This window comes from Dyadobacter sp. CY343 (assembly GCF_021390335.1).
Lineage (GTDB): Bacteria > Bacteroidota > Bacteroidia > Cytophagales > Spirosomataceae > Dyadobacter.
The window spans coordinates 840,263-847,273 of sequence record NZ_JAJUXK010000003.1; the positions used below are offsets into that span (position 1 = coordinate 840,263).

Annotated in this window: 7 protein-coding genes and 1 tRNA gene; 6 read left to right on the forward strand and 2 right to left on the reverse strand. The window is 44.2% G+C overall.

Annotated features, from left to right (window positions below):
- Positions 1-66 precede the first annotated feature (66 nt).
- The 4 genes from glgB to LZG94_RS11800 all read left to right on the forward strand — a co-directional run bounded on the left by glgB (position 67) and on the right by LZG94_RS11800 (position 3,707).
- Complete coding sequence (gene glgB / locus LZG94_RS11785; RefSeq protein ID WP_233792083.1) at positions 67-2,073, forward strand: 1,4-alpha-glucan branching protein GlgB; 2,007 nt, start codon at positions 67-69, stop codon at positions 2,071-2,073.
- A 141-nt stretch (positions 2,074-2,214) separates the two neighbouring features.
- Complete coding sequence (locus tag LZG94_RS11790) at positions 2,215-2,868, forward strand: hypothetical protein (protein ID WP_233792084.1); 654 nt, start codon at positions 2,215-2,217, stop codon at positions 2,866-2,868.
- A gap of 13 nt (positions 2,869-2,881) precedes the next feature.
- The gene (locus tag LZG94_RS11795; RefSeq protein WP_233792085.1) at positions 2,882-3,553 is read left to right on the forward strand and encodes an NUDIX hydrolase; all 672 of its coding nucleotides are present in this window, start codon (positions 2,882-2,884) and stop codon (positions 3,551-3,553) included.
- 82 nt (positions 3,554-3,635) lie between these two features.
- Positions 3,636-3,707, forward strand: a tRNA-Arg gene (locus LZG94_RS11800).
- A 94-nt stretch (positions 3,708-3,801) separates the two neighbouring features.
- Here LZG94_RS11800 and LZG94_RS11805 read toward each other — a convergent pair.
- Positions 3,802-4,020, reverse strand: a complete 219-nt coding sequence (locus tag LZG94_RS11805) for a hypothetical protein (RefSeq protein WP_233792086.1) — start codon at positions 4,018-4,020, stop codon at positions 3,802-3,804.
- A gap of 254 nt (positions 4,021-4,274) precedes the next feature.
- Between LZG94_RS11805 and LZG94_RS11810 the strand changes: the two genes are divergently transcribed.
- Together LZG94_RS11810 and LZG94_RS11815 are read left to right on the forward strand one after the other, a co-directional pair.
- Positions 4,275-4,472 carry a hypothetical protein gene (locus LZG94_RS11810; protein WP_233792087.1) on the forward strand — a complete coding sequence of 66 codons (198 nt, stop codon included), beginning with the start codon at positions 4,275-4,277 and terminating at the stop codon, positions 4,470-4,472.
- A 32-nt stretch (positions 4,473-4,504) separates the two neighbouring features.
- On the forward strand, positions 4,505-5,527 hold the full coding sequence (locus tag LZG94_RS11815) for a S41 family peptidase (protein WP_233792088.1): 1,023 nt from the start codon (positions 4,505-4,507) through the stop codon (positions 5,525-5,527).
- Between the two features lie 69 nt (positions 5,528-5,596).
- On the opposite strand, the gene LZG94_RS11820 is transcribed toward LZG94_RS11815, so the two are convergent.
- Positions 5,597-5,980 (reverse strand): hypothetical protein, encoded by a 384-nt coding sequence (locus LZG94_RS11820; RefSeq protein WP_233792089.1) that lies wholly within the window; start codon positions 5,978-5,980, stop codon positions 5,597-5,599.
- Positions 5,981-7,011: the final 1,031 nt, after the last annotated feature.

Sequence of the window (7,011 nt, forward strand, 5' to 3'; positions counted from 1 at the left end):
AAATAGTTTAATAAAATTGCAAATCTTACATCCACATAAGGATTATCATTAATTGCGTTCAAACAAATGGCTAAGTCAGCGGATAAGAAAAAAACAGAATCAGCGAGCGATCTCCCCGACAACGGAATTCAGAAGGGCGAAGTGCAGGAGCTGAATGCGGTCGAAACCATTAGCCGTTTTACAGATTTTGATATTCATCTTTTTCGGCAGGGAAAACACTTTAAACTGTACGATAAGCTGGGTTCCCACGTGATGGAGTTCAAAGGCGTTACTGGTACGTACTTCGCCGTTTGGGCCCCCAATGCAACTGCGGTTTCCGTTACAGGGAACTTCAATGGCTGGAACCACTCGTCGCATCCGCTTGCCGCCCGCTGGGACAGCTCGGGCATCTGGGAAGGCTGGATCCCCAATATTGGTGTCGGAGAAGTTTACAAATACTTTATTATTTCCCAAAACGGTGATCACCTTGAAAAGTCGGATCCGTTTGCATTGTGGTGCGAGCTGGCGCCTAAAACGGCTTCTATTGTCTGGGATACCTGGTACGAATGGGAAGACTCGGAATGGATGAAAGTCCGCAAGGACAAAAACAAGCTGAATGCGCCTATTTCGGTGTACGAAGTTCACCTGGGCTCGTGGCAGCGCGATCCTTCCGACCCGGAACGCTACATGACCTACAAGGAAATAGCTGCGGGACTGGTACCTTATGTAAAGGAAATGGGCTTTACGCACGTGGAGCTGATGCCGGTTATGGAGCATCCTTATGCGCCTTCGTGGGGTTATCAGATCACCGGCTACTTTTCGTGCGCGTCGCGAATGGGTACCCCGCAGGAGCTGATGTACCTGATCGACCAGCTGCACCAGGCGGGTATCGGCGTTTACATAGACTGGGTCCCCTCCCACTTTCCAGGCGACCAGCACGGACTTTTCCGTTTCGACGGTACTGCGCTTTACGAGCACGAGGATCCGAGAAAAGGCTACCACCCCGATTGGAAAAGCTACATATTCAATTACGGAAGAAACGAAGTACGCTCGTTCCTGATCAGCAATGCGCTGTTCTGGCTTGACAGATATCATACCGACGGGTTACGGGTGGATGCAGTTGCTTCGATGCTTTACCTTGATTATTCCAGAAAGCACGGAGAATGGATCCCGAATGAATTTGGCGGAAGGGAAAACCTGGAAGCGATTTCGCTGCTGCGCGATATGAACGTCGCCGCATATACTGCATTCCCTGACATTCAGACGATAGCCGAAGAATCCACCGCATTCCCCGGCGTTTCCCGCCCGGTATTTGTAGGCGGTTTGGGTTTTGGAATGAAATGGATGATGGGCTGGATGAACGATACTTTAAAGTACTTTCAAAAAGACCCGAATTTCAGGAAGTGGCATCAGGACCAGCTGACATTCAGTCTGGTATATTCATTTTCTGAAAACTTCATGCTGCCGCTTTCGCACGATGAAGTGGTTTATGGTAAAAAGTCGCTGATCAATAAAATGCCCGGCGACGAGTGGCAGAAATTTGCGAATCTGAGGCTGATGTTCAGCTACATGTTCACGCACCCGGGCACCAAGCTGGTATTTATGGGTGGCGAATTCGGCCAGACTTCCGAATGGAATTTCCAGCAGAGCCTGGACTGGCATTTACTGGAACTGGCGCCGCATCACGGAGCGAAGGAATGTTTTAAAAGCCTGAACGCGCTTTATAAAGAAGAATCTGCATTATTTGATTTCTCATTCTCGGCCGAAGGTTTCGAGTGGATTGATACGCAAGACCGCGAGAATTCGGTACTGATATATGCCCGGAAAGCATTTGACCCGTCGCAGAACCTGATCATTATATTGAATCTCACGCCGGTTCCCCGCAAAGGTTACCGGGTAGGTGTGCTGACAGGAGGCGACTGGCAGGAGATATTCAATTCTGATGCGGAGGCATTCGGAGGCAGCGGAATCATTAATTACCATCCGGTTCCGTCTGAGGAGCACCGGTGGCACGGCCGGGCACAATCGCTTATTCTTGACCTGCCGCCGATGGGCGCAATTGTTTTGAAAAAGGTTTCCAAAGCCTTAAAGTAGTTGTATTGCCTGTAACCGACCGGGTTATTTTTCTCAGGGCAGAGATTCTGATCTCTGCCTTATTTTTTTGCACATTTTTTTACCTTTGCCCATCACATCATTAAGAAACAGATGAAGCGTTTTCGGTTAATAGTACTTTTTGTGTTTTTGGGAACAGTGTCCGGGTTTGGTCAAAGTCTGTCGCGCGTTACTTCTGGTATTGATATGGGACTCGGTTACAAGGACGAAGCCTGGGTACCTGCTATCACCTACCATCAGGAATTAAGTCTTAGTAATTTCTCGTGGTTCAGGATCGGCTGGGGCGTGCGGACGTGGGGTTATTATGCGGGCAAAACGAATCTTGTACCAAAAAGCAATGCATTTTCCGACGATACGCTCAAATTTGGTCGGGTTACCGCCAATGGAGCAAGCGTTTTGTTTGGTCTTAATGTGCGGTTATGGAGACTGGATATCGGCGTGAATACGGATGTTATCGGTATCGCATTCGGAACAAGGAGAAGCGGACTTTACAGCAAATCCACATTCTATGAAGGCGAAGGCCGCGACTATTACAATGCTTATATCGACAGCAACCCGGCTACACTGAATGCATTCCCGCTCCTTTTGGACAAGCAAAATGGCCAGTCGGAAGTTTACGTCCGTTACTGGATCACTGACAGGATCGGTGTGAAGCTGGCTTACGTGCATGGCAGACTGACCTATGCGACGGCCGAAAAGCTTGACAATGGGCAGAAACGGTTCTCTAAATCTTTCGGAGTTCCTTCCGTAGCGATTTCTTTCCCATTATATAATTGATTTTTGAACTGGAATGGCTGAGCTGCTGGTAGAATCGCACAAATACAATCTCTGGAAAAATAAGCTTGAAAAGAACGGACTGAACATTCACCGGGTAGATGAACTCTACACCCGCCGGAACGGGCACGGTGAGGTACTTTTCTCGCTACTATATACCGATGCAACGACGCCGGAAGGAAACAAGATACCGCCACTCTGCTTTTTGAAAGGTGAAGTGGTAAGTGTGCTGATCTGTTTTATTGATTCTGTTTCCCGCGAAAAATACCTCCTGCTGGTCCAGCAAAGGAGGATCTGCGATGGTTCCATGACTTTTGAGCATCCCGCAGGAATGCTGGATAGTGAAAGCGACGCGGCGGCTGTGGCAGCCAGGGAAGTGTTTGAAGAAACGGGCATACCTGTGAGCGCAGACAAGCTGATCAGCGTTAACAAAGAGCCGTTTTACCCCTCTACCGGCACGAGCGACGAAGCGATGTACATGTTCTATTGCGAGCTGGAACTGAGCACCGACGAAATACAATCGTACCATAACAAGACGCAGGGAATTATCTCGGAACACGAGTTTATCAGCACTTACGTCGTACAGTTTGCCGAAGGTCACAAGCTGATTACCAACGTAAACGGCGTACTGCTGGACTATTTGTACCTGAAAGATGTAGGTGACTGGGATTTGCTGAAACAATTATAAATACTGCCGGCCAGAAAATTTCTCGTTCAAAATGGCCAAAAATCAAAATAGGGGCTATATTTGCACCCCATTACCGAGAGAAGCACCCGTAGTTCAATGGATAGAATTGTGGTTTCCGGTACCACCGATAGGGGTTCGAATCCCTTCGGGTGCACAAGCAGACATACTTAACTTCATCAAAACCCTGCAAACCAAGTGTTTGCGGGGTTTTTGTTTCAGAAATTACTGCCGAAAGATGGCGATAATATTCATTTCAACGTCTGTTTGCGATCATATTTGTACATTTCCTTTTCATAAATACGGAGATCCTTCTTTTCCAGCAGTTTTCTAGAAACTGCATCAACCATAAACGGATAGAAAACCTTCATTCGTTGTACGGGGGAGTGCCATGCAATATGCCACGCTTTAAACGAACTTCCATTGATTCCGAGCCCAACGGGCCAGTTATATACGAACATCCTATTCATCACAGGCTTCACTATTTATTATCGTTTTCATTTATATTAGAGACCTCAATGAATGTCTAACATACATGAAAGTTAAAGCACTATCTATATATTTTTGCGTTTCCCTTTTACTGTACACATGCCACGCTGTTTCTGCCCAGCAACAGTGCAATTGTCTTGCAAATCTGGATACGACGATAAAAAAAACGGAACTGAATTATGTAGGGTACCCTGACATGATCGCCAGGAAATTGTTGCCTCAATATACAAGGCAGGTGGCAAAACTCAGAAAAGAGGCGGCAAAAGAATCTGATCCCGTCAAATGCTTTCCCATTCTGAACGCTTACGTTTCGTTTTTTAATGATAAGCATTTCGACATTGAATACAGCATTACTGATACCACCAGATTTCAATACAGTAACCTGAATGAGGATGCTTTTAGAATTTCACCACTCAAAAAAGGGATTCGATAGAGGGTATTTGGATTAACCCCGACTCAACTCTGATGCTGGCAGTCCAAAAGATTAGCCCTATAACTTATCAAGCTGTCGTTTTGCAGAGTAAAGATCCAAAGACAAAACCTGGTCTTGTATATTATACTTTTACCAGAGATAAAAATGGGTTTGTTTTCAACCGCTATGATTGGATGACTCCCGATTTTCCTGTTAGGCAGCGTGGTGGTCTTTTATTTGTCTGGAACTTTGAGGTATGGGCAAAAACCTATCCATCGACAATCACTGATTATGAAAGATCTGAATTCTCGACTTGGCGCAACTATAATTATGGGCTCGATTGCAAAAAGCTGGATAACAATCATGTTCTGCTGTCAATTGGCTCATTTAATCGTGATGATAAGATCAAAGCGATGATTCAAAAGAATGACTCACTCATCAGGTCTACAAAAAACCTGATTGTTGATTTGAGAGGGAATGGCGGTGGAAATTCAGGCTGGACCTATCTGCTTCCATACTTTTACACGGAGCCGATTGTGCAGGGTAACACCTATTTAAGGTTATCCCCTGAAAATATAAAATCAAATTTAGCCGACATTAAATCGACCTATGAAAAGCCCACAAAAGATCCGAGATGGGTTCGATCTTATACACCCGAAGTTCTTGACCAGTACAAAAAGGCTTATGAAGAGATTCCCCTTTCAAAGGACCAATTCTATTCGTTGCCGTCCCTTACTTTGTATTCAGATTCTATCCTGAAAACCCCTGAAAAAATAGCTTTGGTCTTTGATGACCTGGGAGGAAGCTCGACTGAGTACTTTTTTTATATTTCAATGCAAAGCAAGAAAATAAGAAGATATGGAGAGCGGACTTTGGGTATGATGGATTATATGGGGGTATCGCAGCAAACCAAATTGCCGTTCGAAGATTATTATCTTTTGATTCCTGACCGTAAGGCCGCCTGGACAGATAATAAGCCTACCAATAAGACAGGTTTTGTGCCCGAGCATGACCTAACACATATTCCACGGCACAAATGGATTGATTACATTAAGACGGATTTAGGAAAACTATAAGCTTTATCTTAAATGCGAAACGTTCTTGGTTGTGTAAGGAAGATGTAGTTTGCCGATTTCGTTACGGATTTAAGCAGAAAATTTCTTCGAATGCCGCAAAATCGTCTGTACAATTGGTTGGTCAGGTTCCGAACTTGAATATAAAATACCTGTTTGGAAGAAACCTATGAGTAAAGTTTGCTTTGAATCTTTTAACTCATTAATAAATGGCTTATAATTGGCTTGATACATTGCCTTCATACAAACTAGCAAGGGAAGACTCTTGTCAGTATAATTCTCTGTTCCAGCTTCACATTTGCGATCATAGTTTTTGATTGATTCTCGAACGAGTTCCTTTTTATCACCAAGCGAAGACTGACTAAGGAAACCATCTGTCGCCAACAATGCTTCGAACAGGCCAAATCTAAGGAATACTGACCTTTTTTTAATGAATCCGGTATTTGTTGAATGCATAATGGATTTCGACTGGCATACTCCCGCAATACCGTAGATAACCTGTCCTCTCTCGTAGATAATTCCGCTAAACCGGAAAATCTGGGTACTAAGTTATTCATATGTTTTAACAGATTGTTAACCAAGTAGATATCGTAATTAAAGGGAAAACTCAACCATGCATCTAATAAAGCTTCAGTTGACATCGCTTTCAGCCTTTCGGAAGGAATCTGACATGAATTAAATCTTGCCTCAGTATCTGGAAGATCTATCCATTCCTTGCTTCCAGGCTGTATAGGATATGTCCATGCATCTGATGGAGCTTTATATGGTGTGCAGTCTATAGGATCCGGGGATACTGTTTTTGAGTCGCAACAGAATAATAATGTTATGATTGCCCCGGATAGGACGTTGGTTAACAAGTGCTTTATAAGACTGCTGGAAAACATGGAGACAATTAGATCAGACATTCAATTTCAGTATAATGTAAGAAGTTATACATTAGGTACAATCAAATGGAAATTTTGGGATAGTCAAAGCTCTGCTGTTGCCAATAACGTCCTATCCGTGCGACTGCTTTAACCCAGATAATTAGGGAGCGAGTGTCTCGGGTTCGAGGGATTTGTGAGACTGACTAACAAGGAGTTTGAATTACCAATTTATGTTAAGTGAGAAAATACAGAACAAGGGCTTGGCGGCCGATCTGTGAAAGTTTTTGGGATAGCACAAGGAGAGCGCACTCTTGTTAAGTACTTCCAACCATATTTTTGTTAGTGGAGTCTTTGCTGTAGTATCCAAGCAGAGATTTATATGCGTTTCATCGTCAAGGCTCCATTCTACATCTTATCACTGTCTCTGTTCTTTTTATCGTGCTCGAAGGATGATGATGAAGATTGCGGGTGTGATGGCTCAACACGCCGTGTCCTGGACCTGCTACCTTTAAGCGGACATTGAGTTAAGTGAAACTTTTATAACTTAATACATATGTCAGGAGAAAGAAGAGTATTTGATAAGGAGTTCAAACTGATGAGCATTGAGCTGAGTAATAACCG

What these genes read in the sequence shown, in the direction of transcription:
- glgB (WP_233792083.1), top strand. Translation starts at nt 67, where the DNA reads ATGGCTAAGTCAGCGGATAAGAAAAAAACAGAATCAGCGAGCGATCTC.
- LZG94_RS11795 (WP_233792085.1), top strand. Translation starts at nt 2,882, where the DNA reads ATGGCTGAGCTGCTGGTAGAATCGCACAAATACAATCTCTGGAAAAAT.
- LZG94_RS11805 (WP_233792086.1), bottom strand. Translation starts at nt 4,020, where the DNA reads ATGAATAGGATGTTCGTATATAACTGGCCCGTTGGGCTCGGAATCAAT.
- LZG94_RS11815 (WP_233792088.1), top strand. Translation starts at nt 4,505, where the DNA reads ATGCTGGCAGTCCAAAAGATTAGCCCTATAACTTATCAAGCTGTCGTT.
- LZG94_RS11820 (WP_233792089.1), bottom strand. Translation starts at nt 5,980, where the DNA reads ATGCATTCAACAAATACCGGATTCATTAAAAAAAGGTCAGTATTCCTT.